This window comes from Bacillus canaveralius (assembly GCF_002860125.1).
GTDB lineage: Bacteria > Bacillota > Bacilli > Bacillales > Cytobacillaceae > Bacillus_BJ > Bacillus_BJ canaveralius.
On the sequence record NZ_PGVA01000005.1, the window covers coordinates 1 to 25,222 of the forward strand.

Sequence of the window (25,222 nt, forward strand, 5' to 3'; positions counted from 1 at the left end):
TGACACTTACTCGGGTTGGACTTTCACCAACTAGCAATTAACGGCTTGCTGGGCACGCATAAACCAAAAAGCATCCCTATTTAATAGGAATACTTTTCGGGGCATCATCATTTGTAAGTAATTTCTCCATTTCATCTGGTGCTAAAGGTTTACTGTAGTAATAGCCCTGGCCTATTTTACAGGCGTTTTTCTTCAGAAAGGCGACTTGTTCTTGATTCTCAATACCTTCGGCAATGACTGTGAAATTCAGATTATGTCCCATATCAATCATTGTTTTGACCATTGCTCCCTGATTGCTATGATTGATAATATCATCTACGAAAGACTTATCGATTTTAATGCCATCGATAGGGAGATGCTTTAAATAGCTCAAGGAAGAATAACCTGTTCCAAAATCATCAATAGATATTTTTATGCCCAGATCTTTTAATTGGTTCAGGATGTTTTCAGACCTGTCGATATTCTGCATAATGCTTTCGGTAATTTCAAGTTCCAGGTAGCGGGGATCCAGCCCGGTTTCATTTAGGACTTTCTTGACTAATTCGACAAAGTCATCGTCTTGAAGCTGGCGGACTGAAATATTCACGGCGATCGGAATTGCTTTATAGCCTTGCTGTTGCCACTTTTTGTTCTGTTCACAGGCCTTTCTTAAAACCCATTTTCCGAGCGGAACGATAAGCCCTGTCTCTTCAGCGAGCGGGATAAATTCGTCTGGGGAAATAAAGCCATGATCTGAATGCTGCCAGCGAATAAGCGACTCTACGCCGACAATTTTCCCCGTTTTTAATTCTACCTGTGGCTGATAATAAAGCACTAATTGTTCCTGTTCCAGAGCTTTTCTTAAACCATTCTCCAATTCCAGCTTTCGGGAGGAAAGCAAATGCAGTTGGTCAGTATAAAATTGAAAATTATTTTTCCCGCGTTCTTTTGCCAGGTACATGGCCGTATCAGCGTTTTTGAGCAATGTTTCCTCATCTTCTCCATCAACTGGATAGATGCTGATTCCGATACTGGTTGTAACAAAAATCTCTTGAGAATTAATTTCGAATGAATGAGAAAATTCGTCGAGCATCCGCTGAGCAACATTCACGGCTTTTTCCTTATCTGTATCTTCCAATAAAATAATAAACTCATCCCCGCCCTGGCGTGAAACCACTCCATCATTTTGAACAGCCAACCCGAGACGTTTCGCTACGAGTTTTAATAAAAGATCTCCAACCGCATGTCCCTTTGTATCGTTAATGATCTTAAACCGATCCAAATCCAGAAATAAAACCGCCAGCATTTGGTTTTTTCGTTCATTTAACACTTCATTTAAATGTTTCTTGAACATATTGCGGTTTGGCAAGCCTGTTAAGCCGTCATAATAAGCCATATATTGGATTGTTTTTTCTGCTTGCTTGCGCTGGGAAATATCCCTGCCGACGATCTGTTTTGCCGTTCGTCCTTCATAAAAAATCGGCATCGCTGTTATCTCAACATCAATTCTCTTGTCATCAAGACGGCGTGCTTGAAATTCAAACGTCATTTTTTCATCAAAATTTTCATCAAGGGTCAGCTCACGATGTTTAATTTGCTCAAGAATCGCAGGAGCAACAAGCTTCCAGATCGGCTGGCCAATTAATTCCTGCTGACTCGCAGCGCCAAACAGCTTGCTGCCCGCTTCATTGATATAATCTATTTGCCCCCTGCTATAGACGGCAATGATATCCGGCGACATTTCTACTAAACTTCGATAGCGGTCTTCACTTTCTTTACGGTCGGTAATATCAAACAAGACGCTATTAAAATCTGATAAATTCCCATTTTCATCAACCGTTGGTATACCCCGATCCTGAATCCAGCGCACTTCACCATCAGAGCGTATAATCCGGTATACATTCGTGATTGGTTCCCCACGCAGAAAGCTCTGTTCTCTTTCGGCTAATATGTTTACATCCTCCGGGTGTATAACTCTTTTCCAGAGGGTATGATCCTGATAAAACTCGTCTAACGAATATCCGTATAATTTTTCAATCCCTGGAGTGATCAATAAAATGTCGGATTTTAAATCGTGTGACCATATGGCAACATCCAATGTATCGAAGATATTATTTAATCTCTGTCTATTTTTCTGCAATTCTTCCGCTGTCTCATCTGTTTCCTTGAACATGAAAGAAATCATTATTACGATTACTGAAATAATGGCCAAATCAATTATGTACTCCGAGACACCATTGGATACAAATAGAAGTGCACCTATTTCATGTAGAATTACAGCTAAAATGAAAAATCCCACAGCAATCATCACTCTATGTTTATGTAAATTCCCCATACTTTTCTTCCCCTTTGAAGTGATAGTAGACTATGAAGATTCATCGGTATTTCTCCGACTGTTTTTTAAACATATCAAAAAAGTAGATACACGACAATGCAGTATTTTCGGAAGGGGGAAAATATTTTCTTATAGCTCGTCATTCGGTTTTGGCGCTCATTACAACGGTTAGTAAACGACCTCCCTTTTCCGGAAAAGGGAGGCCATTATACTTTTCCATATTCATCTGCCGCTTCGCACAAAAAGCAATTTATACAGCTGAATGACGACTAAAGGCATTAACGATAAACCATATATGGAGAGAAGCTGCGCCCTGTTCAAAACAGCTACTTCAAATACATCCATAAGCGGTTCGAGCAATAGCACGAGATGCAATAATATGATGCCAAGGATGACAGCGTACCAGATGTATTTATTTGAAAATAATCCGATTTTAAAAATCGATTCCTTTGCTCTGGCGTTAAAGCTATGAAGTAATCTTGACAGGCATAAAGTGGCAAAAGCCATTGTACTGGCTATTGCAGTATCCCCGGTTGATAACCCGATATGAAAGGCAATAAGGGTTGCTGCCGCGATCAGGAGACCTTCAATGGTGACCCTTATGGCAAAAGCTTTGTTTAGCAACGGTGTACGTATGTCCCTTGGTTTTTCTTTCATCAGTTTTTCATTGTGCGGCTCCAACCCGATCGCGATCGCCGGCAGGCTATCCGTCAGCAAGTTGATGAATAAAAGGTGAACCGGGGCAAAAGGTACGGGCAATGCACCCAATGATGCGTACAGAACCGAAAGAATTGCTCCAGTATTCCCTGACAGCAGGAACCTGATCGCATTCTTAATGTTTTCATATATGCTTCGCCCGTTGGAAATCGCTTTGACGATCGTCGAGAAGTTATCGTCTGTTAAAACCATTGATGAAGCATCTTTCGCAACCTCTGTCCCGGTGATTCCCATCGCAATTCCGACATCTGCCTGCTTTAAGGCCGGCGCGTCATTTACTCCATCACCCGTCATCGCTACGACGTTCCCTTTTTCCTGCCATGCCCTGACAATCCTGATTTTGTGCTCCGGAGATACTCTTGCATAAACAGATATATTTTCAACCTTGTTCCTCAGTTCTTCATCAGTTAATTTTTCAATTTCAATGCCCTCTATGGCCTCAGATTCATTCCGTAATATTCCGATTTGCCTGGCAATCGCACTTGCTGTGATGCGATGATCCCCTGTGATCATGACGGGCTTGATGCCTGCTTCAATACAGTTCTTCACTGCCTCTGCCGACTCTTCCCTTGGCGGATCCATCATCGCTGTCAGGCCTACAAAAATGTAGTTTGTTTCATCTTCGAAGCTGATATCCGGGTCTTTGACGCCTTTATATGTAAACGCAAGAACCCTTAATCCATTACTTGAAAAATCCCTGTTTACTCTTTCAATTTCCCGCTTATGCTCTTCAGTAAGCTCTGTTACACCCTCTGCGGTTTCGATCTTGACTGTTCTTGTAAGCAGTACATCCAGTGCACCTTTTGTAATCATCACGGATTCACCGTTGAATTTATTGACAGTGCTCATCAGCTTTCGATCAGCATCAAACGGGATTTCACCGATTCTTGGATAATCATCTCTAATGGCCAGTTCATCCAACCCGTATTTTTCTCCAAAATTAACGAGGGCGATTTCTGTCGGGTCCCCCATTTCCTTTTTTTCCTCGGTAATCGAATCATTGCAGAGAAGAGCCATTAACAAAAGCTTTTTTTCTAAAGGCCGGTCCAGATTCAGTTCATTTTGATCCAGCACCTGATTGTTGACAAACACCTTTTGGACAGTCATTTTGTTTTGGGTCAAAGTCCCTGTCTTATCTGAGCATATAACAGAAATGCTTCCGAGACTTTCAACAGCGTAAAGTCGTCTAATAATCGCATTTTCCCTGGCCATTCTCTGCGTACCAAACGCAAGCACGATTGTTACGATTGAGCTTAACGCTTCAGGAATCGCGGCTACAGCAAGGGAGACGGCAAACATAAATGAGTCAACAATCTCACGACCCCTAAACAAATCAAGACCAAAGATAATGATTGCAATGATAATGATGACTATGGCAAGCTTTTTTCCGAAATCATCCAAGTTCTCCTGGAGAGGAGTTTTCTTTTCCCTTGCGGTACCGAGGAGACCAGCGATTTTCCCTATTTCCGTATTCATCCCGATTCCAGTTACTAAAACAACTGCTCTTCCGTAAGTGACGAAGCTGCCTGAAAACACCATATTTTTTCTATCACCAATCGGTACGTCATCTTCATCAATCGCTTCGACAGACTTTAACGCACTGACCGATTCACCTGTAAGAGAGCTTTCATTTACCTGTAAGCTATGAGATTCAAGGATCCGTCCATCTGCACTAACATAGTCACCGGCATCCAAAAAAAGAATGTCTCCAACGACTATTTCCCTTGAGGGAATCTCGGTTCTATGCCCTTTCCTTAAAACTTTGGCTGTTGGTGAAGCAAGAGCCTTTAAGCTTCTTAGTGATTGTTCCGCTTTAATATGCTGGACTGTACCCAGTATGGCATTAATGATAACGACGATCAGGATGACAATCGTACTTTCAAACTTCCCTAAAAAAGCAGAAATAACGGCCGCAACAAGTAGAATAATGACAAGAAAATCTTTAAACTGTTCGAAAAATACTTGGACAGCGCTTTTTCGTCTCGCTTCAGCCAGCTCATTAAAACCGTACTGCTCACGCCTTTTTTGAACATCTTCCGTATTTAAACCTTGCTCAGTAACATCTAAATCTCTCATCACTTCTTCTGTTGATTTCCTGTAAAAATCACTCATTTCGTATCTCCTCCAGACAAGCAGAAAGCTCTGAATTAGGTTTTTTTCAAAAATTATGTAAATGTATTGAAAAAAGCAGGGTATCTATTAAAAATGCTGCTTTGCTAATTGTTCCCTAAAACATGGATTCTAATATACGGTTTGCTGAAATCAAAAGCCGATTCTTCCCTCGCTCAGAACTTATGAATACAAAAATGCAAGCAAAATAGACAGAGAGCCTGGTTCCATCTCTCTGTCTCAATGTTTTTCCGCAAAATATTAAGGTGCCAAGTATGTGCGCATGACTTGCTCTGAGCATTGCTCGAGAAGTTCGGCTGCGCGTTCGATCGCTTCTTGAAGCGTCATTGGAGCGTTCACAATACTATGCACACTATGGATCCCATGTTCGTACAAAGTCTCAATTCCCTTTCCAATCGAACCAGAAAGCACAAAGACAGGAATTCCATGTTTCTTTGCTTCCTCCGCAACTCCCATTGGTGTTTTACCTGAAGCAGTCTGAAAGTCAATTTGTCCTTCTCCCGTAAAGACACACACGGCCCCGGTTAATTTTTCCGCAAGCTTTGTATAATCAATGACGATATCTATTCCCCTTTTTGTTATCGCCGGGAAAAACGCTTGAAAGGCCCCACCGATGCCTCCGGCTGCACCTGCACCAGGTTTATCATGCAAACGAATTCCGGTCTTATCTTCAACTAAATCAGCCCAATGCTGCAAATTAGCATCGAGGATTTCCAGCATTTCAGCTGTTGCCCCTTTTTGCGGTCCAAACACATAGGTCGCTCCATTAGCGCCGATTAACGGGTTTTGCACATCTGTGGCAATCAAAAATTGCGCATCGGCAATGCGCGGGTCAAAGTGCTGATCGTCAATTTCGACGAGCCGGGATAGCTCACCACCACCAAAACCAATTTCAGTACCGCTAGAGTCCAGCAATCTCATTCCGAGAGCCTGCAGCATCCCAGCCCCGCCATCGTTGGTAGCGCTTCCGCCAATAGCCAGAATAAATTTGCGGCATCCATCATCGAGTGCTTGTTTAATCAACTCCCCTGTTCCAAACGTCGTTGCAGCCATGGGATTGCGTTGTTCGGAACTGATCAGGCACAATCCTGAAGCACTCGCCATTTCAATGACGCAAGTCTCTTGATGTCCGAGAATTCCGTACGCAGCTTTCACCTCTTCACCCAACGGGCCCTTTACAATAACATCTACCTTTCGTCCGTTGGTAGCTGCCACTAAACTGTCCATTGTTCCTTCTCCACCATCGGCTGCCGGTACTAAAACCGTCTCAACGTCCGGCATTGCTTTTTTAACTCCTTTTTCAATTGCCAGTGCTGCTTCAAGTGCTGTTAAAGATCCTTTGAAAGAGTCGGGCGCAATAACCACCTTCATGCAATCTCCCACCTTGTCTATACGAGTTATATTTTTATTATAGTTTGCAGAAAGTTTCAATTCATCGGTTCATATCAACAAAAAACATTATAGAATTTGCGAATTTTTTGTCTATAATAAATAATAAACCGTTTATGATAAGGATGAACTGATATGTTAACCCAGGAGATGGCGAAAGAAATTGTTGAACAAACAATGATCCGCTTAAATCGGAATATTAATATTATGGATGAGACTGGAACGATTATTGCCTCAGGCAATCCAAACCGCATTAATCAAATTCACTTTGGAGCATTAGAAGTGCTGCGGAGTGGTCAACCTTTAATTATAAATGACAGCAATTTACACGAATGGAACGGGGCGCATCCCGGAATTAATCTGCCAATCCAATTTCAGAACCTGATTATTGGTGTAATTGGGATAACTGGAGATAGTAATGAGGTCAGGGAGTTTGGCGAGCTGGTGAAAATGATCACTGAAATGATGATTCACCAGTCGTTTATTGCCGCGCAACTGGAGTGGAGACAGCGTTTAAAAGAACAGGTATTTGAGGACTTGTTGAAGGATAGAGATAATATCGACACCATTAAACAAAGGCTCAATTTGCTTGGGATAGACATAGAAGATCCCTATCAAGTCGGGTTGGTGGAACTGGGAATCAACCAGTTAAAAAATACAGAAATTATCCAGATATTCGAGGATACCTTTGTTGAAAAACAAGCACTCATTGGATTTTCAAACGCTAACCGTGTATTTATTTTAACTTCAAACATGCCAGAAACAAGGTTCATGCAAAAATTAGCGGCAGCTTCAAAGCAACTGAATTCTAAAAATATTTCTGTACGTATTGGAATTGGTTCAATTGCAAGCGATCAAACATGCATCCGCCATTCCTATCAAGAATCCCTCAATGCTCTATTACTGGGAAGCAACGAACAAATGATCACGACATATGCAGAAATTGAAATGAAGGCTCTCCTCGTTCACCTCGATGAACGGGCGAAGCGGCAATTTTCAAGCCGTGTTCTCGGCAATTTATCAGAAAAACTGATCGAAACGATCGAGCACTTTTTCGCAGCCAATCTTAATATTGGAGAATGCGCCACGAAGATGTACATTCATCGGAACTCGCTCGTTTACAGGATCAAGAAAATCAAGGAGCTTACAGGTTATAACCCGCAATTAGTAAGCGATGCGATTACATTGCAGCTTGCTGTTTGGATTGATCGAATGTCTGAAAAACAAGATTAAAGTGCGTATTTTTTTATAAAAGTCTGCTACATGAATGAATTTCATAAAGCAATTCTTTAAGTGAAAAACGAACTGTTACTCAATGTTAAGGTAGTATTATTCATTTCCTACGGTATACTCCTGTATTCTAGACAACTTTGTTCGTTTTTCGGTTTAGCTTGTTACATTGTGAAATTGACTCACATACAAATTTTTTACAATTTCTTAACACTGGGTCAAGAAAATCATGTACTTTCTTTAATAAAATGAATATAAGCAAACTTTATTTGCCAGGGGGATCAGGATGAATATTACGATAGCAGGAGTGGGTTATGTTGGTTTGGTGACAGGTGTCTGTTTAGCTGAATTGGGCCATCAAGTTACATGTATAGATATTGAGGAAGAGAAGATTGCTATGCTCCAAGCCGGACGTTCTCCGATTTATGAGCCGGGGCTGGAAACCCTTCTTGAACAAAATCTGGGCTGCGGACGACTACAGTTCACAACGGATCCGCATTGTGCGTATAAAAAAGCTGACATCGTTTTTATTGCAGTTGGGACACCAGAACGACCGGATGGCACTGCAAATCTGGAGTACATCCAGGTGGCAGCTAAAACAATTGCTCAGTATATTACGAATGATATTATTGTCTGTACGAAAAGCACTGTTCCTGTTGGAACGAATGATCAAATCAAACAGATCATCGAGAGCATAAAGCCGCCTTATCTCCAGGTTGAAGTCGTCTCAAATCCTGAGTTTCTTCGAGAAGGCTCAGCGATCCTCGATTTCTTCCATGGAGACCGCATCGTCATTGGCACTGATCGTCCGGAAGCAGCAGCTGTTTTGGAACAAATTTATCTTCCTTTGAAAACCCCTATTATAAAAACAGATGTGAAGAGTGCGGAAATGATAAAGTACGCTTCCAATGCGTTTTTGGCAACGAAAATTAGCTTTATCAATGAAATTGCTGCAATTTGTGAAAAAGTTGGTGCAAATATCGATGAGGTCGCATACGGAATCGGTAAAGACCAGCGGATTGGTCACAATTTTCTGCAAGCAGGTATTGGATATGGCGGCTCCTGTTTTCCGAAGGATACGAAAGCCCTTGTTCAGATCGCCGGTAATGTTCAGCACCCATTTGAGTTGCTGAAATCCGTGATCGAAGTAAACAATCGCCAAATATCGCTGCCAGTAGTTCGAGCCAAGGAAATATTGGGAAGCTTAAAAGGGAAAAAGGTGTCATTGCTCGGTCTGGCGTTTAAGCCGGATACTGATGATGTCCGTGAAGCAGCCTCCTTAACGATTGTGAAGGAATTACTTGAAGAGGGTGCGATTGTGACAGCTTTTGATCCGATTGCAATACCAAATGCACAGGAAGTACTGGGAAATTCGATTGAGTATACGACGGATATTCGCCAGGCCCTGGTCGATGCAGAGGCTGCCATTATTACAACAGAGTGGGAACAAATCAAGCATGCTCCTTTAGAAATATATGAATCGTATATGAAGGAACCGGTAATCATTGATGGCAGAAATTGTTATTCCCTGAAAGAGGTTGAAAAGTACCCGATTACTTATATATCGGTCGGGAGACCAGCTGTTACACCAAAATACACGAAAAATAACAGTATTTGATGATTTTCTATCAATAGGGGGTTGGATGATGAGTCTATTACGTGCCTGTTATGACTTTGAATGTCGAATATTTCAAGAAGTAAATCGCTATTTTGACAACAAGTATTTAAATCTATTTTTCCGGACAATTACACAGATTGGCGGTGCTGCTTTTACGATTGGAACGGTGCTGATCATGATAATCTTTTCGACGAGCCAAACGAGAATAACTGCGATTGCCAGTGCGCTCGCCTTATTATTCAGTCATATACCTGTCAGTATTGTTAAGAAGCTTTATCCCAGGAAAAGGCCTTATTTAATGTTGGAAAAAACAAAGTTCCCTGCTAATCCGTTAGAAGACCATTCTTTTCCGTCCGGACATACAACAGCAATATTTTCGGTGATTATGCCGTTTGTGATTCATATACCTATACTGGCATTCGCCCTCATTCCGTTAGGTCTTTGCGTTGGCATCTCGAGAATTTATTTAGGACTTCATTATCCTTCGGATGTCATTTCCGGGATGATCCTCGGCTCATCGGTTGCAGGCTTTTGCTATGATTTATCAGGTATTTATGGAGGTTGGACGATATGAAAATTGCCATTTTCACAGATACCTATGATCCCGATATTAATGGGGTTGCCCGGACGCTTAAGCGTTTTACCAACTATTTAAGTGATCAAAATATAACCTTTAAAATCTTTGCGCCCAAAACTCAAACCGGTGAATATGTCTCCGACCATATTCATCGTTTTAAGAGTCTCCCGTTTTTCATCTATCCCGAATGCCGTCTAGCCTTTCCAAATCTTCTGCATCTAAAGTCGGAATTAGAGCATTTCTCTCCGGATCTAATCCATGTAGCAACCCCTTTTAACATTGGCCTTTGTGGTATCTATTATGCAAAAAAATTAAATATACCACTAGTAGGCTCTTATCATACTAATTTCGATTACTACTTACAGTTCTACAACCTCGAATTTCTCTCCACAATTGTTTGGAAATATATGAATTGGTTTCATCGGCCATTTAAAAAACTTTTCGTTCCGTCCCCTGAAACATTAAACCAGCTCAAACGCCACGGCTTCACAAATCTCGAAATTTGGGGAAGAGGTGTCGATTGCCAGCTTTTTCATCCCCATTATGATAAATTGAAAGTCCGCAAGAATTATGGAATCAAAAGAAAGTACCTTCTTACCTATGTTGGCAGGTTGGCACCCGAGAAAGATTTGCAAACACTGCTGGCAACGGCACACATATTGCCAGCCCAAATAAGTGGGCAAATTCAATGGCTGATTATCGGAGATGGTCCTTTACGTGAAGACCTTGAAAGTGAAGCGCCAGATAACATGCTCTTTACTGGATATTTAAAAGGACAGGATTTAGCTGAAGTTTATTCTGCCTCAGACCTATTTGTTTTCCCGTCTCCTACTGAAACATTTGGCAACGTCGTCCTTGAAGCTTTAGCGAGTGGAACACCTGTGGTTGGTGCCGATTCAGGCGGGGTAAAGAACATCATTCAAGAAGGGGTTACAGGGAATTTATGTACACCGGGTAACGCGCAGGAATTTGCAAACGCGATTACTCAGCTTATCAAAAATGATAGTTTGAGAACTCAAATGGGGTTTGAAGGAAGAAAATACGCTCTCACACAAAGCTGGGATACAATATTTGAACATTTACTTTGGTCTTATTCTACAGTTATTCGCGAAATCAACGAACAAAAATATGCATGATTCATTTTCGTCAAAGGAACAGGAATAACCCCCCGTTCCTTTTTTAAATATATACTGGTTAAAATTGCTGCACTCTATTTAAGCATTGATATCCCTTTTTTGATAAAAAACATACGTTGCTATAATCAGTCCAGTAATCAGGACTACTGACAAAAGCACAAAGGAATTCTCAATGCCTTCAGAAATTAAATTTTTCGCATCAAAATATTTAAATGGAGTGAAATAACTCAATTTTTCAAGCTTGCCGTTCAAATCAATTGCGATTGATAAAATAAAAGTGACCAAAAGGATTCCGGTAGAAATCGATGTTGGTGATTTTGGATTATTATTGATCGCTGCTATCGCTGTTCCAATCGCCAGGAAAATGAGCTGCAGGAAGAACATGCCTAACATCATGATCATGATATCGCCAATTACTTCCTCACCGTCCGCATATTTATGGACCATCACAAGTGAAGAAATCAATGTGATCAAATTAAAAATGATGATATTTACGAAAGCAGCCAGCAATTTATAAGTAATAATTCTGCCTCTAGAAATAGGTTTTACTAACAAAAACTCTGCCGTTTTATCTCGTTCTTCTTTCGAAATCATGTTCGCCCCGAGCATGCATGCATGAATAGTCGCCATGACCGCCAAGTACAAATAAAGCATTCCATAGTAACCGATCACCTTCGACAAATCTAAAGAACCTGTTCCCATGATCGCCTGCAAAGATTTTGGCATACTGGCCATTAACTCATTCATTGAATCGCCCGTGGATGCTAAGCCAGCATATTTACCCATACCCGCACCAATCATAAAAACGACTCCACTACACCAAATGAGCAGCGATTTTCTAATGGCCTTCATTTCTCTTAAAAATATATTCATAGTTTTGACCTCCACTCAGACGGAATGAACATCTTTTTTCCCGTAAATAATATAGCTGGCTGCAATCGCAGCTATGAAAAATGCGGCACCTGTGAAAAGAAATGCCCTTTCATAGCTTGCATTTTCCACAATATAAGCAGAGTCAAAATAATTAAATGGCGTCAAATAACGAAGTGCAGCATCTTCGGTAGTTGAGCTGATCATTGCTATCATAAAAAAGCCAAACACGGTACCAAGAGAAACCGAAATGACGGATTTTATCTTGGGAAAAATCACAGAAACAATGAATCCAAGGGCAAGAAAAATCAGTTGGATGAAGAATAAAGTGATTGAAATCATCAACAATATTTCCGCACTGAATTGTTCAGTCTTTACAAGCGATGCCATCAGCAACGTTGCAGCGATAAAAACCACATTCGTCACTGCTAATGACGTAATCACTGCCAACAATTTCGAAGTAATAATCTTTTCCCGTGTTACCGGCTTCGTCAACAGGAAGTCGGCAGTTTTTTCACGACTTTCCTTGGAAACGATCGAAGTTCCTAGATGCATCGCTTGGATTGCCCCACACAACTTTATATATAAAAACGCATAAGAATAGTAGCCGATTATTGTAGCGAGGCTATCGACAGAAAGGCCAATCGCTTTTTTCAACTCGGCGGGAAATCCTTCAAGCAGCTGTTTATACTCTTCAGCATCCTTTGAAAAAGTCGGAAATAACGATAAGAAGAGAACAACCAATACGATCAGGGCAGAAGTCCATATAATCGTTGACTTCCGATAAGCCTTTAATTCATGGAGATACATATTCACCTGCTAATCCTCCTTTTTATAGAAATGCATAAAGATTTCTTCAAGGTTTGGCTCCTCCACCCAAAGGTTGGTAATCTCGGTTTCTGAGATCTTTTTCATCATCAAATTAATATTGCCCTTGAACATAAAGCTAACTATATTGCCCTTTACGTCGATTTGCGTTGCTCCAGGAATATTAAAGTAATTCTCTTCCGGTTTTGATTGTGTTACTATCTTGAATTTTTTATAATTATTTTCCTTTAAGGTGCTAATCTTTTCGACCTGGATGATCCGGCCTTCTTTTATGATCGCGACACGCTTGCATAATCTCTGTACTTCACTCAAAATATGGGAGGAAAATAAAATCGTTGCCCCTTTTTTATTTTCTGTTTCAAGCAAGTCGAAAAATTTTTGCTGCATTAGCGGGTCGAGTCCGCTCGTTGGTTCATCAAGGATAATCAATTTAGGCTCGTGGAGCAGCCCCTGAACAATGCCAACCTTCTTTTTATTGCCCAGTGATAAGTCATCAATTTTCTTATTGAGATTAAGCTCCATCATTTCAGCCAATTCTTTTATTCTATTGCGGCAATCCTTCTTATAAAAGCTGGCTGAATAATTGAGTAAGTCAATCACCTTCATGTTGTCGTAATAAAACACTTCTGAAGGTAAATAGCCGATGTCTTTTTTTATTTCCGGAGCGTATTTAATACAGTCTTTTCCGAAAATCGTTGCGCTCCCGCTAGTTGGATAGATGAGAGACAATAAAGTTCGAATCGTCGTCGACTTGCCCGCTCCATTTGGACCAATGAAGCCAAAAATTTCACCTTGTTCGACATGAAAGCTGACATCTTCTATTCCTCGTGACTTACCATATCTTTTCGTCAAATTTTTAAGTTCTATTGCGTACATGGAAGGCTCCTCCCTTTGGCTACTGATATAGCAATTTCTTTAGCATTTCTATATAAATATCAACTTCCGCAAATGCTTCTGTAAAATCATTGATATCTTTATTAGCAAGCTGTATTTTTGCAAGCTCCTGATTGCTGAAGCCCTCCAACGTCCACATAATCATATTGATAGCCTTATCGATATCAATTCCTTCTTTAAACCGGGTGGTATCAATGTTGTCAAATAATTTAGCATAGGTACTTTGAATCAATGCATGCTCGCTATCGTCCAATGCGCTTTTGAATTCGTGAGATGTTTCCAGTTGGGCAGACAACAAAAAGTTGAAAATGTCGGGATACTTATTCATTAATTTTGCTTTATGAAATATCACATTTCTGACCCTCGTAAAAATGTCCCGGTCATGAAAGTCCAGCACATTAACGAATTCGTTCATTAAGATGTCAACGAGATGTCCGTATAAAAATAAATACAAGCCTTTTTTATTGGTGAAGTAATGAAACAGCAAACCTTTTGAAATCCCGGCTTTCTTGACAATCTCATTTGTAGATGAGTTTTCATAGCCCTTTTGGGCAAATTCATTTATAGCAGCATTAATAATCCGTTCTCGTTTTTCATGATCCAATTTTAAAAACTTATCAGCCATTAAGGTCCTCCTTTTCTTACCGTAAAAATTCAACGTTGACCACCTGGGTCAATTTTATTTTAATACCATTGACCAGTGTGGTCAACATAAAATGGAAAATTATTCACGACACTTTTCGCATGATCATCGAAATTTTGATGAAACAAAAAAAAACGGAGCAGAGCATGCAGGGAGACAACCAGCATGCTCTGTTCATCAATTAACATGATTGAATGAAGGTAAGTGTAGCTAGGGACAAAGTACTTCATCCAGGTAGTGAAGGACAAATTGCGTAAGTGAACTGGGGAAATGTCTTTCATTCAGGTAATGAAGGACAAATTTGCCTGAATGAGCTAGGGAATTGTCTTTCATTCAGGTCAATCAAGGTTCTGTTATATTTTATGATCCTCCATAAGCCGGTTAACGATCATTTCACACCATTCATGCGTAACTAGCACATCGTTTAAGCTTAATGGAAGGGGTGTACCGTGTTCCAGATGATCAAAGAAGGCCTTCAACATTGCTTCAAATCCGCGAGTATGCAGCATAGTCTGCCAGTCATTTGTTCTCGTTCTTGTTTCGTTTCTTTGCTCATGCACTACGTACTCTGACAAGTTCCTTACTATCATTTTTTTATCTGGACTCATCACCTCAAGCACCTCTTCGTTCACACCCGCATCCCGATTCATGATGCCGACCGCCAGTTGGTTACCTTTCGAAACTGACAGCATGATGGAAGAGAGTTGACTTCCAGCCCATTGACCCTTAACCTCCCATTTTTCAGGAGCACCATTCAACATATATACAAGCGTATCAATCACATGGATGAAATCATCGTAAACAAAATTTCTCACATCACCCGGTAATTGATACCGATTTTTCTGTAAAAGGATCATATTGGCTGCTGGTGTTGACTTTGCCTGTTGGTAGAAAGGCGCGAATCGCCGATTAAATCCAACCATTAAAGGGAGCTTCTTCTCTTGCGCCTGTTTCACGAGCCTTTGAGAGGACGAAAAAGAATCGGTCACTGGTTTATCAACAAATACGGGAATACCCTGCTCAAGACAAGAGAAAATAAGTTGTTCATGCGCGGAGGTGGCAGCATGAATCATCACTCCGTCTAATTTTTCCTGGAACAATGAACTAAGAGAAGTATGAGTTGAAAAACCATATTTGCTCCGTACCAATTCCAAGGTTTCCTTTTTTCGAGTATGAAAATGAAATGTATGGTTCCAGTTTTCGGCATATAGAGGAATGTAGGCTTTTCTCGCAATATCCCCAATTCCAATTACTCCTATGTTCATCTTCCTCACCCTTTTAAAATATTTTTTGTAGTTGCAAACCATCTGCCAATTGCCGACTCGCAGAAACCCGGTTACGGCTGTTTTTCAACCGTCCGCGCGATAAATGCACCAAAGATTAGCGCCCATACCGGAGCACTTATATGCAAGAAGGATACATTCGAGAGGGTAGTAACAAAGGCAGCTAATGCACTCAGCCGATAGCGGTTTGCGGAAAAGCCCTGCTGCAGACTGGAATGAAGAACCCCTATGAGAGCAAATCCAGCCAGCATCGATACAAATGCTTGTGGCAGCGACTGAATGAACGGAACAATCTTCCAGGCAAAAACACCAAACAATAAAGTAACGATTCCTGAAATAAAGGCAGCCATATACCGTTTTGGTCTCGGCCCGGAATCAGGACCAGCGGAAATAGCCGTCATCATCCCGGCGATGTTGGCACTTTGGCCTCCAGTAAAAGCGGCCAGGATAGAAAAGATACCACTAAAGGAGACAATTTTACGGATTGGTGGATCATAGTGTGAACTTTCCAGCGCCCCGATACCCGGTGCTGCATCATTGCTCAGGATCAGCATCGCCAGAGGAACAGCCAACGTCAGCATTCCCATCCATGTGAATTCAGGTGTCTGTATGGAAGGTAAGAAAAAAGCCATTTCCTTAACGGGCTTGGTCAGATCTTCTGTGAGGAACAGAGCAATGAAAGCTGCGGCAACTGCCACCATTACGGGCGGAAGACGTTTACTATATTTCGTACAAATAAAAAAACTGAGCAAAGCTGCTCCACCAACCAGCGGCATATCCTTGGTAGCAGGAACCAATTGAACAACATAGCCGGTGACCAGCCCTGCAAGCATTGCTGCAATCACTTCCTTTGGCACCCATTTTATAATTTTTGTAAATAGTCCCGACATGCCGATCAGAAAAATCAATAGTCCGGACATTACATATCCGCCGATCAGCTGTGAATAGGTAAAATGGGAAGTCACCGTCGCCAAAAAAGCCACCCCGGTAATCGAGTGGCCGCCGGTGATCGGAATCCTGAACAATAACGACATAACAATGCCAAAAAGGCCGCCAAAAAAATATACAGCAAACATCCAATTTACCGTTTGCTGACCTGTAAAACCACCCGAAGCGGCTGCTTGCAAAATAATGATTGCGGGTCCTGTCATGACGAGCGTGCTGGAAATGAGCCCTGAAGATATATTTTGACCTGTTATATCTTGCAAAAAATGATTTTTATTAACTTCTTTTATTAGGTCTTCTTGTCCTTCTTCACTTTTGTTTGGGATTCCCATCTGATTCACTCCTGTCTGATTAATTCAATAATTAAGACAAGAGTGAAGTTTTGTCAATCGGTTTTGATTTTTAGTTTTTGCAGAAACAATAAACAGTAGTTTTTAACCTCTTTAAAAAAGATACATCATTTCCAGTGCACTTTATAAAAATCGGAAAGAAACCTGCACCTAATTTACTTATTAATCCTTCTACATTCGTAGTGAGTTTTAATATGTTTATTGAGAAACGTTCCGAGTGAATCTGCAGTTATAAATTCTTTATAAATATTCTCAGGAACAGGATAATACTGATAAATATTCCCATCAGGGAATTCTACTTCTACAATCTGTGTTTCAACTTCATACCCAACACTTTTCATCGCCGTTGATTGAACAGGTCACGTTTCACGTTAACCTCTCCTTGAATTTTCATTAGTATACATAGTAATATTCCCAACAATTGATTAAACCTTCAACCGATTATCGAGCCTCTCTAAAAGAGATCTTTAAACAAAAAAGCTCAAGCAAGAATATGGCTCGAGTTTTCAATGATTTATGTTGTTTAGATGCTTTATTTAACATTATCCTTTCATCATTGCACACAGACAAGTTCAGCAAAAAATATCCCTAGTCCTTAATATAATTCTTTTCCAATTTTTTCATTAACCAAAAAATGTGTTTTGTTTCTCAATTAGAGGATATAAAGCACATATAGAAGCAAAGAAGTAGCCGTTCACTTCTCCCACTTCCATGCTATTACTTCTCTGCTTCTATAACGCAGGATAGTATTCCCCAATACCCTTTTTTTACTGCTGCATTTACTTGCGGCAGTTTTTTTAATTTAGACACCTGAAAACCCCCTCGTATTGCCTACTTTTTAAAAAAATAATCAAATATAGACGAATAATTTGATTTTAAAATAAACATTCGGCTACACAATTTAGTTTTAGGTTAGAAAAAAAACCTAAGATTTTCTATTGATTACCACAATTTTACTAATCACGGTAGCTGGGCAGAATAATTAAGCGCAAATTCGGAGGAATTAAGCGAAAATCCCTTCGATTTAAGCGAAAAAATCAAGAATTAAGCGAAAACCGAAATTATTTAAGCGAAACCATAAACATGAAGGAGCTTCCACTCCGCTGGCGCTAATCAGAGAAACCCCTAACCATCCTCTCTTATCTCAGCAAAAAATCCCCGCCGATTTGAAACCGGCAAGGATTCTTTGTATTAAGCCTTAAATTTCCCAATAACGCCCTGCAATTCTTGCGCCATTTTACTCAAAGCTTCGGCGGAAGATGATACTTCCTCCATTGAAGCGTTTTGTTCTTCAGCTGAAGCAGCCACGTTCTGGGCACTGTCAGAGGATTGTTCCGCAACATATGCTACACCTTCCATCATGGAAACCATATCTTGTGAACTCAAATTTACTTCTTCCACTATAGCTGCAACCTGTTTAGATTCACTTGCCACCTGTGCTATTGCTTTTAATATGTCCTTAAACACTTCACCTGTCTGATGAACCATACTAATGCCTTCATGGACTACGGCTGTTCCATCATTCATAGATTGAACGGCTTTTTCTGCTTCTGTTTGGATTTCTTCAATGAGTTCACGAATTTGGCCAGCTGCTTGACCTGACTGTTCAGCTAACTTCCGGACTTCATCAGCAACGACAGCGAAGCCTCGTCCATGTTCACCTGCACGTGCGGCCTCAATCGCAGCGTTTAAAGCAAGGAGGTTGGTTTGATTGGCAATCTCGGTAATTAATTGGACGATCTGACCAATTTCACCGGACTTTTCACCAAGAGCATTTACAACTTCAGCCGATTCACTGACAGAATGCTGGACAAGATTGATTTGTTCAACAGTTTGACTAACAACTTTGTTTCCTTCATTTACTTTATCATTAGCAGCCGCCGTTAATTCTGTCACAGTTTGTATAGATGAAGCAGTCTGCTTCATTCCCATTGAGATGTCATTGGCCGCTTGAGTGGCTCCCGAAGCACTTGTGACTTGTCTTTCTGAACCCAATGCCACCTCTTGGATCGCTGACGAAATTTGTTCTGTTGCCTTGCTCGTTTGTTCTGCACTGGCAGACAACTCTTCTGCAGTTGCTGCAACCTGTTCAGTATTGACACTTACTTGCCTGATCAATTGGCTCAAGTTCCTTTTCATTTGGTTAAAGGAGTCGGTTAAATTGCCGATCTCGTCCCGATATTTTACCTTAATGTCCTCATTTGTTAAATCTCCCGAAGCAATTTTTTCTGCCACTGCCTCCAAAGATAAAATTGGCTTTTTAATCATTCGGGTAATAGTGATACCTATTAAAATTGCCAGAATAAAAGCAACTATACTCAAGACCAGAACGGTGGTAATAACCTGATTAACCATGTCAGAGTTTGACTTACTTCCGTTTTCCATGAATTTTTCTTGATCTTTTACAATGTTATCTCCCAAGTCTCTTATTTCCCGTCCAAGAGGAATTAATTCTTCGGTAGCAAGTTCTTGAGCATCATCTTTATTCGTTATCATTAAAGTAATGACCTCGTTCGACTTTGCTTTGAACTCTTTATTTAAAGAAGCAAGCTTTTCTAATGCCTCTTTATCTTCTTTACGCTGCACTAATTTACTTGTGGCTTCGATTTTTGTATTTAGGTCACCAATAGATTCCGCTAAATTCTTTTCTGATCCATCTTCCTCCAGCAAGACGCCTCGCAAACCACCGATTTGCCGCGAAGCACTGTTTTGCATATCCTTTACATTGGTTAAAATAACCGCACGGCGGTTAACCAAATCCGAGTAAGAATCGTTCACCTTTTGAATATTGTAATAAGCTATAAAACTAATAATGCCAAGAAGTACTGCCACGCTCATGAATCCACCAAGCAACTTTTTACCAATGGTAAATTTCATTTCAAAACCCCTCATTCATTAAGATTTCAATTCTTCAAATGTTGTTTTAAAATTAATTGCCTTTCAGCAATGTACAAACAAAATCCGCAAAAAAGGCATGGGTATCCCCAGGTAAGCTGGAATAGCCCATGCCTTTTACAGCGCTATTCGGCAACCTGGCGATCATAGTTCAATATTTCTGAACGACAGACCCATGGCTTTGCGCCCTCACCTTTCGATGACTTTGCCTTTATCGTTTTAAACAGGAAATTTTACCTATATTTACTATATAGTCCTATGGTAATGGAATTGGAATAAAATATCAACAGAATTCTACAAAGATTTACAATATTTTATGAATTTATTTAATTGCATTTGTATTATAAAAACTCCTACTTCGCACTATTATTCCAAAACACAGAATTAGGAGGTAGCCCGTAATTTCACTTTGTGAGTCTAAATATTTGTTTCATAATATTCAATTAATGTATTCAACAAATAGGAGGGATTGAAATGGATATATTCCGATGGTAATCATTTCGTTTTTGCTATTTAGCTATTTAGCTATTTAGCTATTTAGCTATTTCCCTAGTGTCCTGGCTGTTCAACTGTATTCTTATACGGTCTACTGCGCCGTCATTCCCCCTGCCCTTCTAGGACTATTCAATGGAAAAGAGTCACCAGGCAAATAGGACACTGCTTCAGCTGTGGGATGAATTCGACATAAAACGGTAAAAAAATAGAGTGACAAGGAGAGTGATTCCTTGTCTTTTTCTATTTATAGAGTTTAAAATAAAAATATAGTTAGCGAACTTGCGTTCGTACAGAAAGGAGGACTACAGGTGAAATTAACTCATAAGTTTAAAATTCCATATAAAAAAGATTTATATCATCAATTAAAAAATAAACAACTTGAATCCGGGAAATGCTGGTCCGATGTCGTTCGCTATGCAAATGACCATTATTTCACTTTTACAAAATGGATTTCTACTTCCGAACTTGAGAAAATGACCAAAAATACGTATGACCTTCATTCTCAAACCGTACAAGAAATCGTGGCCAAGTATGATGAAAATCGAACATCTACTTTAACTAAACGTCGAAATGGAGATAAAAACGCTAAATATCCTTGGCGATCTAAACGCTTCTTCTCCATTCCGTATAAAAAGTCGGCTATTAGCGTGGAAGAAAATATCATCATCTTAAAGAACAGCAACTATTCAAACACGTTATCTTTAAAAAATATGGTCGAAAAGAAGAAGAAAAAAGGCTGGAACGAAACGGTCAAAAAACAAAAAGATTATATCGAAATTCCAAATTTAGCGATTGAAAACTTATCCAACATTTCTTATGCGGAAATTGTTTATAAAAACGGTTCGTATTGGTTTCATTATGTTATTGAAGTTGAAGAAGAAACAAAAGTTAAAAGATTCAAACCTGCCGGTTCTGATTTAGGCGAAATTCATTCCATCACGTTGGCTACTGAAGATAAAGCTTTAGTGATTTCCGGCCGGGCGATTCGTTCCATCAAACAACGCAGAGCTAAGTTGTTGGCTGAACTATCAAAGAAAATCAGCCGATGTAAGAAAGGCTCTCGGCAACAGAAGAAGTATATCAAAGCTAAAAATCGTTTAAAGTCAAAATCAGTTGCTAAAATTGAATATTTGATCCACAAGTCTACTAAAGAAGCGATTAACTTTTTAGTAGAGGAAAAAGTATCTGATCTGGTGGTTGGAAATCCCGAAGGGATTGAGAAGAACAGCAAAAAAGACCAAAATAAAAAGAAGAAAAATAATAAAACCAGAAGACAGCAACTCTCAGGTTGGTCTTATGGAAAATTCAAACAACAATTAAAGTATAAATGCGAACGAAAGGGCATCAACATTCACTTCGTGAATGAAAGCTATACGTCTCAAGACTGCCCTGTTTGCGGTGGAAGGCATAAAGCCAATGGCCGCAACTTTAAATGTTCTGTACACAATACAGAAATCCATCGAGATGTGAACGGGGCACAAAATATATGCCGGAAAAGATTCGCGATGGAGACAAAATCGGTCAATGTGTTGTATCGACAACCCGTTTGGTACCGAAGGTACCTAACAGTAAAAAAACGTAACGAAACAAGTGATAAAAGTATCGCCTAAAGGAAGGCGTAGTAGGCACGACACCGCCCTTTTATTGGACTGCTTCTCCAATAAATGTTGCTTGCCGTATCCTTGCCTCTGCTTTAGGTCCTTCTCCAGAAGGGGCTATACCTGAAATAAGCAAGGTAATAGCAAGAAAAGAAGCCCACGGCTTCAGCCGTGAGTGGTGTCACAAGATGGAATGGTTTTCACAATCGAGCCAGGAATCTATATTCCTGAAGTCGGAGGATTCAGACATTCTGATACAGTGATACTTACTAAAGACGGGACAAAATTGATTACGGAGTATCCAAGGGAGTTGGCAGAATTAATTTTTTAACAAACTCTACTGGACAGACAGTTGTTTCTTACAAGCATAAAAAAGCAGGAACTTATTTTGCGGTTCCTGCTTTTTTATCCATCTTTGCAACGCACTACACATTATGTTATCCGTTTTCAAGTTATTCTGCACTATTATGTTCTATTATTGCTTTGGCTTCATGGTTAATCAGCCATTTTTTGCGGGTCAGGCCACCCGCATAGCCACCCAGCTCTCCATTTGTATTAATGACGCGGTGACATGGAATTATGATGGCGAGTTGGTTTGCACCATTTGCATTTGCAGCAGCCCGAAAGGCAGATGGTTTGCCAACTGCAGCAGCCAAGCCGGAGTAGGATATTGTTTGGCCGTAAGGAATTTTTCGCAATTGTTCCCACACCCCACGTTGAAAAGGAGATCCAAGAAAAAATAATGGTGTTTTGAATTCTGTTAGTTTGCCGTCAAAATATTGATCCAGTTCACTTTTGATCGATTGAATCGGTTCTGTTTGCCCGGGAATAATCGCTGATTTTGTTTTCTGTCTAAGACGTTCAACTTCCCGTTCCAAACCGCGGCGATCCACAAATTCTAAAAGATAAAGAGATTCCTCGTCCGCAATTGCAATCATCGGACCTAGCTTAGTATCCAGCCATGCTGCCTTTAGGATGTTATTATATCCGAGCATGGTAGGCGCCGCACCCATAATACGTGAAAAGGCATCCCTAAATCCACTGCTCGATTCATATCCTGTTGAAAGTTGTGCGTCAATCACAGCCTCACCCTCCCTGATTTGTTTCATCGCCAGACCCATCCGGCGCGCCCGTGCATACTCAACGAATGTCATTCCAAATCGCTTTTTGAACTGGCGACGAGCCGTTGATGCATCCACCGATAATTCCCGAAAATCTTTATCCTTCCAGCGTTTCTCGGGATTATCTTCAACAGCTTCCACAAGCTTTTGGACAAGTTCTGAGACCTGATTGGGATGGGACAACGGTCGGCAGCGTTTACAGGGGCGATATGAAGCCAGCAGTGCTTGCTGGGCATTTTCAAAAAATTCGCAGTTCTCGAATTTCGGCTTTCTTGCAGGGCAGGTCGGGCGGCAGAACACACCGGTAGTTTTGACCCCGACATAAAAGACACCTTCGTATTCTGTATTTTTGTCGATCAAGGCTTGATAGTACTCTCTCTTATCTGCAGTTATCATGCTCGCCCTCCTTCAGATAGGTTAACTAATACCATTATAATGTCTTAAAAGGAGTACCGTCGCCGAAATTCAGGCATTGATTTTTATAAATACTTCATTTGAAGACATCGAATCTTGTCGGACAAATACCGATTTACATCAATGGTAACTGGTTATAAATGAAGTCTATAACTATTGATGTGATCTCTACGAAAATTATATTTTCATCAAAAAGATCAAGAATAATAATGAATATAGGCATTACTTATAAAAATTCTCATTTGGGCGACCTGTTTTTGTTATGTCATAATCTGCTTCCGTCTCTATTGTCAACGAAATTCATTGTGATAACGCACGGCTCCTATTTTGTTCCGATCTTGCCTTAAGTGTTTCTTTAACTTTGTTGATGTCGGCAACATTTTTTTTCGCCATTTTTATATAACATATTGCCGAGGGAATAAGGAAAATTTGCAGTATCGACAAAGTAATAATATAGCTGTACGGTTCTTGGAAGCGAACGGAAATGAGACCTAGCAAAACACCAACTCCTACGTTTCCAATCGTTCTTCCTAAACTGTTGAAAAGGTTGGCGACGCTGAAGGCTGTACCTCTATGCTCGGGAAGATTTACATCTGTGATTAGCGCCAGCCAGTTTGGTGTGTTGGCAGATTGGGCAGCAGACGCAAAAAACGATAACACAAACAATAAGGCCATCCATGGATTCACAAATATTTGCTTGATGATACTGACCAAAATGAATATAGGATTGTTGTCATTAGGCAAAGACAGGTTATCCATTGGAACTGAAAACATAAGTACATAAAGCGGCATCGTCACAAATACGAAGAGCGCGGTTAAATAAGCTCGGCCCTTAAAGGTTTTCTTTTGAAGTTTATCACCAAGATGGCCCAAGTAAATTGACATCATCCCGCCAAGCTGAAATATAGCATAAAGATAACCGGAGGCAATCACTGCTGTTTCCATGCTGTAGCCTTGCTGGATGATTTTGAAGATAAATAAGGTTGGAATCCAGATGAGACTTCCTGTTGCAATATTCATAAAGAATGCCTGCAAAAACAGAAACACATTACTGCCCTTTAATAGAATTCCTAATATATGCTTTGCTTCAATAAAATAGTTGTAGGATTGTCCATTTTTAATGAAGCCTTTCAGCTCGGGGTCTGATTCCCCCCTTGATGGTTCTTTGACAAACAGGTAGAGGACAATCAGAAAAAAGCCTATAAACCCTACTAATTCAAAAGGCCATCTCCAATTAGTGTTTGATGCAGTTAAAGAAGCCAACAATGCCCCAGCAATTCCCCCCAAGCCTTGCGCCATGCCCCAAAGGCTCAGAACCATACCACGTTTTCGATACGGGATATAATCTGTCAATACGCTGAATCCAATAGAGGCAATGCATCCTAAACCTATTCCCGTTAAGATCTGAAATATTAGTAGCTGTATATAACTGGTGCTTATCGATGTTAGAAATACTGATAAGACCCAAATTAATGTTCCGATAATAATAAGTCTTTTGCGATTAAATCTACCTGAAAGATATCCCCAGTAAACTGAAGAAATCGCTGTTACTAATATATTAATAGCTGAAACAATACCGAGACTGGCTATGGGCACATTTAAATCATCAGCTATATATTGAAACAGCGGCGGAAATAACCCAATGATGATATGATCAAACGCTGCCAACGCGATAAATACAAATATAGAATAGATTATTTTCACATTAGTATTTTTCAAAATAATTTTATAGCCCCTTTATCAATGTGTTGAAAGACCTATAACATGAATGCATA

Annotated in this window: 18 protein-coding genes, 1 pseudogene and 1 riboswitch; of the genes and pseudogenes, 6 read left to right on the forward strand and 13 right to left on the reverse strand. The window is 40.2% G+C overall.

All coding sequences use genetic code 11. The features are described 5' to 3' along the window. Positions 1 to 76 precede the first annotated feature (76 nt). The 3 genes from CU635_RS03690 to CU635_RS03700 form a co-directional block, all read right to left on the reverse strand. The gene (locus CU635_RS03690) at positions 77 to 2,314 is read right to left on the reverse strand and encodes a putative bifunctional diguanylate cyclase/phosphodiesterase (protein WP_101575832.1); all 2,238 of its coding nucleotides are present in this window, start codon (positions 2,312 to 2,314) and stop codon (positions 77 to 79) included. A 222-nt stretch (positions 2,315 to 2,536) separates the two neighbouring features. Next, positions 2,537 to 5,143: a cation-translocating P-type ATPase gene (locus tag CU635_RS03695; protein ID WP_101575833.1), complete on the reverse strand. Its 2,607-nt coding sequence runs from the start codon at positions 5,141 to 5,143 to the stop codon at positions 2,537 to 2,539. Between the two features lie 258 nt (positions 5,144 to 5,401). After that, entirely contained in the window at positions 5,402 to 6,532 is a 1,131-nt protein-coding gene (locus tag CU635_RS03700; protein ID WP_101575834.1) for a glycerate kinase, read from the reverse strand. 153 nt (positions 6,533 to 6,685) lie between these two features. Here CU635_RS03700 and CU635_RS03705 point away from each other — a divergent pair, with 153 nt between their 5' ends. The 4 genes from CU635_RS03705 to CU635_RS03720 all read left to right on the forward strand — a co-directional run bounded on the left by CU635_RS03705 (position 6,686) and on the right by CU635_RS03720 (position 11,111). Next, positions 6,686 to 7,783 carry a CdaR family transcriptional regulator gene (locus CU635_RS03705; protein WP_101575835.1) on the forward strand — a complete coding sequence of 366 codons (1,098 nt, stop codon included), beginning with the start codon at positions 6,686 to 6,688 and terminating at the stop codon, positions 7,781 to 7,783. 283 nt (positions 7,784 to 8,066) lie between these two features. Next, on the forward strand, positions 8,067 to 9,398 hold the full coding sequence (locus tag CU635_RS03710) for a UDP-glucose dehydrogenase family protein (protein ID WP_101575836.1): 1,332 nt from the start codon (positions 8,067 to 8,069) through the stop codon (positions 9,396 to 9,398). A 28-nt stretch (positions 9,399 to 9,426) separates the two neighbouring features. Continuing rightward, on the forward strand, positions 9,427 to 9,972 hold the full coding sequence (locus CU635_RS03715; RefSeq protein WP_373270891.1) for a phosphatase PAP2 family protein: 546 nt from the start codon (positions 9,427 to 9,429) through the stop codon (positions 9,970 to 9,972). Then, the gene (locus tag CU635_RS03720) at positions 9,969 to 11,111 is read left to right on the forward strand and encodes a glycosyltransferase family 4 protein (RefSeq protein ID WP_101575838.1); all 1,143 of its coding nucleotides are present in this window, start codon (positions 9,969 to 9,971) and stop codon (positions 11,109 to 11,111) included. Before CU635_RS03715 ends, CU635_RS03720 begins: the two co-directional genes overlap by 4 nt. Before the next feature lie 78 nt (positions 11,112 to 11,189). Here the strand turns inward: CU635_RS03720 and CU635_RS03725 are convergent, their stop codons facing one another. The 8 genes from CU635_RS03725 to CU635_RS03760 all read right to left on the reverse strand — a co-directional run bounded on the left by CU635_RS03725 (position 11,190) and on the right by CU635_RS03760 (position 19,816). Continuing rightward, the gene (locus CU635_RS03725; RefSeq protein WP_101575839.1) at positions 11,190 to 11,984 is read right to left on the reverse strand and encodes an ABC transporter permease subunit; all 795 of its coding nucleotides are present in this window, start codon (positions 11,982 to 11,984) and stop codon (positions 11,190 to 11,192) included. A gap of 15 nt (positions 11,985 to 11,999) precedes the next feature. Continuing rightward, positions 12,000 to 12,791, reverse strand: coding sequence for an ABC transporter permease subunit (locus CU635_RS03730; protein WP_308303529.1), 792 nt, complete (start codon positions 12,789 to 12,791; stop codon positions 12,000 to 12,002). Between the two features lie 9 nt (positions 12,792 to 12,800). Then, complete coding sequence (locus CU635_RS03735) at positions 12,801 to 13,685, reverse strand: ABC transporter ATP-binding protein (RefSeq protein WP_101575841.1); 885 nt, start codon at positions 13,683 to 13,685, stop codon at positions 12,801 to 12,803. Positions 13,686 to 13,704: 19 nt separating this feature from the next. Then, on the reverse strand, positions 13,705 to 14,328 hold the full coding sequence (locus tag CU635_RS03740; protein ID WP_101575842.1) for a TetR/AcrR family transcriptional regulator: 624 nt from the start codon (positions 14,326 to 14,328) through the stop codon (positions 13,705 to 13,707). A 371-nt stretch (positions 14,329 to 14,699) separates the two neighbouring features. Beyond that, a complete protein-coding gene (locus tag CU635_RS03745) occupies positions 14,700 to 15,611 on the reverse strand; it encodes a Gfo/Idh/MocA family protein (protein WP_180956582.1) in 912 nt (303 codons plus the stop codon). Between the two features lie 71 nt (positions 15,612 to 15,682). Further along, positions 15,683 to 16,906, reverse strand: coding sequence for a benzoate/H(+) symporter BenE family transporter (locus tag CU635_RS03750; protein ID WP_101575844.1), 1,224 nt, complete (start codon positions 16,904 to 16,906; stop codon positions 15,683 to 15,685). Positions 16,907 to 17,079: 173 nt separating this feature from the next. After that, positions 17,080 to 17,265 carry a KTSC domain-containing protein gene (locus CU635_RS24295; protein ID WP_101575845.1) on the reverse strand — a complete coding sequence of 62 codons (186 nt, stop codon included), beginning with the start codon at positions 17,263 to 17,265 and terminating at the stop codon, positions 17,080 to 17,082. 850 nt (positions 17,266 to 18,115) lie between these two features. Next, positions 18,116 to 19,816: a methyl-accepting chemotaxis protein gene (locus CU635_RS03760; RefSeq protein ID WP_101575846.1), complete on the reverse strand. Its 1,701-nt coding sequence runs from the start codon at positions 19,814 to 19,816 to the stop codon at positions 18,116 to 18,118. 131 nt (positions 19,817 to 19,947) lie between these two features. Beyond that, positions 19,948 to 20,039: riboswitch (cyclic di-GMP riboswitch) on the reverse strand. 583 nt (positions 20,040 to 20,622) lie between these two features. On the opposite strand from CU635_RS03760, the gene CU635_RS03765 reads away from it, so the two are divergent. After that, positions 20,623 to 21,924: an RNA-guided endonuclease InsQ/TnpB family protein gene (locus tag CU635_RS03765; protein WP_101575847.1), complete on the forward strand. Its 1,302-nt coding sequence runs from the start codon at positions 20,623 to 20,625 to the stop codon at positions 21,922 to 21,924. A gap of 166 nt (positions 21,925 to 22,090) precedes the next feature. Then, positions 22,091 to 22,243, forward strand: a pseudogene (locus CU635_RS03770) (M24 family metallopeptidase); the annotation flags it as partial. A 121-nt stretch (positions 22,244 to 22,364) separates the two neighbouring features. Here CU635_RS03770 and CU635_RS03775 read toward each other — a convergent pair. Next, complete coding sequence (locus CU635_RS03775) at positions 22,365 to 23,429, reverse strand: bifunctional transcriptional activator/DNA repair enzyme AdaA (RefSeq protein WP_101575849.1); 1,065 nt, start codon at positions 23,427 to 23,429, stop codon at positions 22,365 to 22,367. A 318-nt stretch (positions 23,430 to 23,747) separates the two neighbouring features. Beyond that, positions 23,748 to 25,166 (reverse strand): MFS transporter, encoded by a 1,419-nt coding sequence (locus tag CU635_RS03780; RefSeq protein ID WP_180955571.1) that lies wholly within the window; start codon positions 25,164 to 25,166, stop codon positions 23,748 to 23,750. Positions 25,167 to 25,222: the final 56 nt, after the last annotated feature.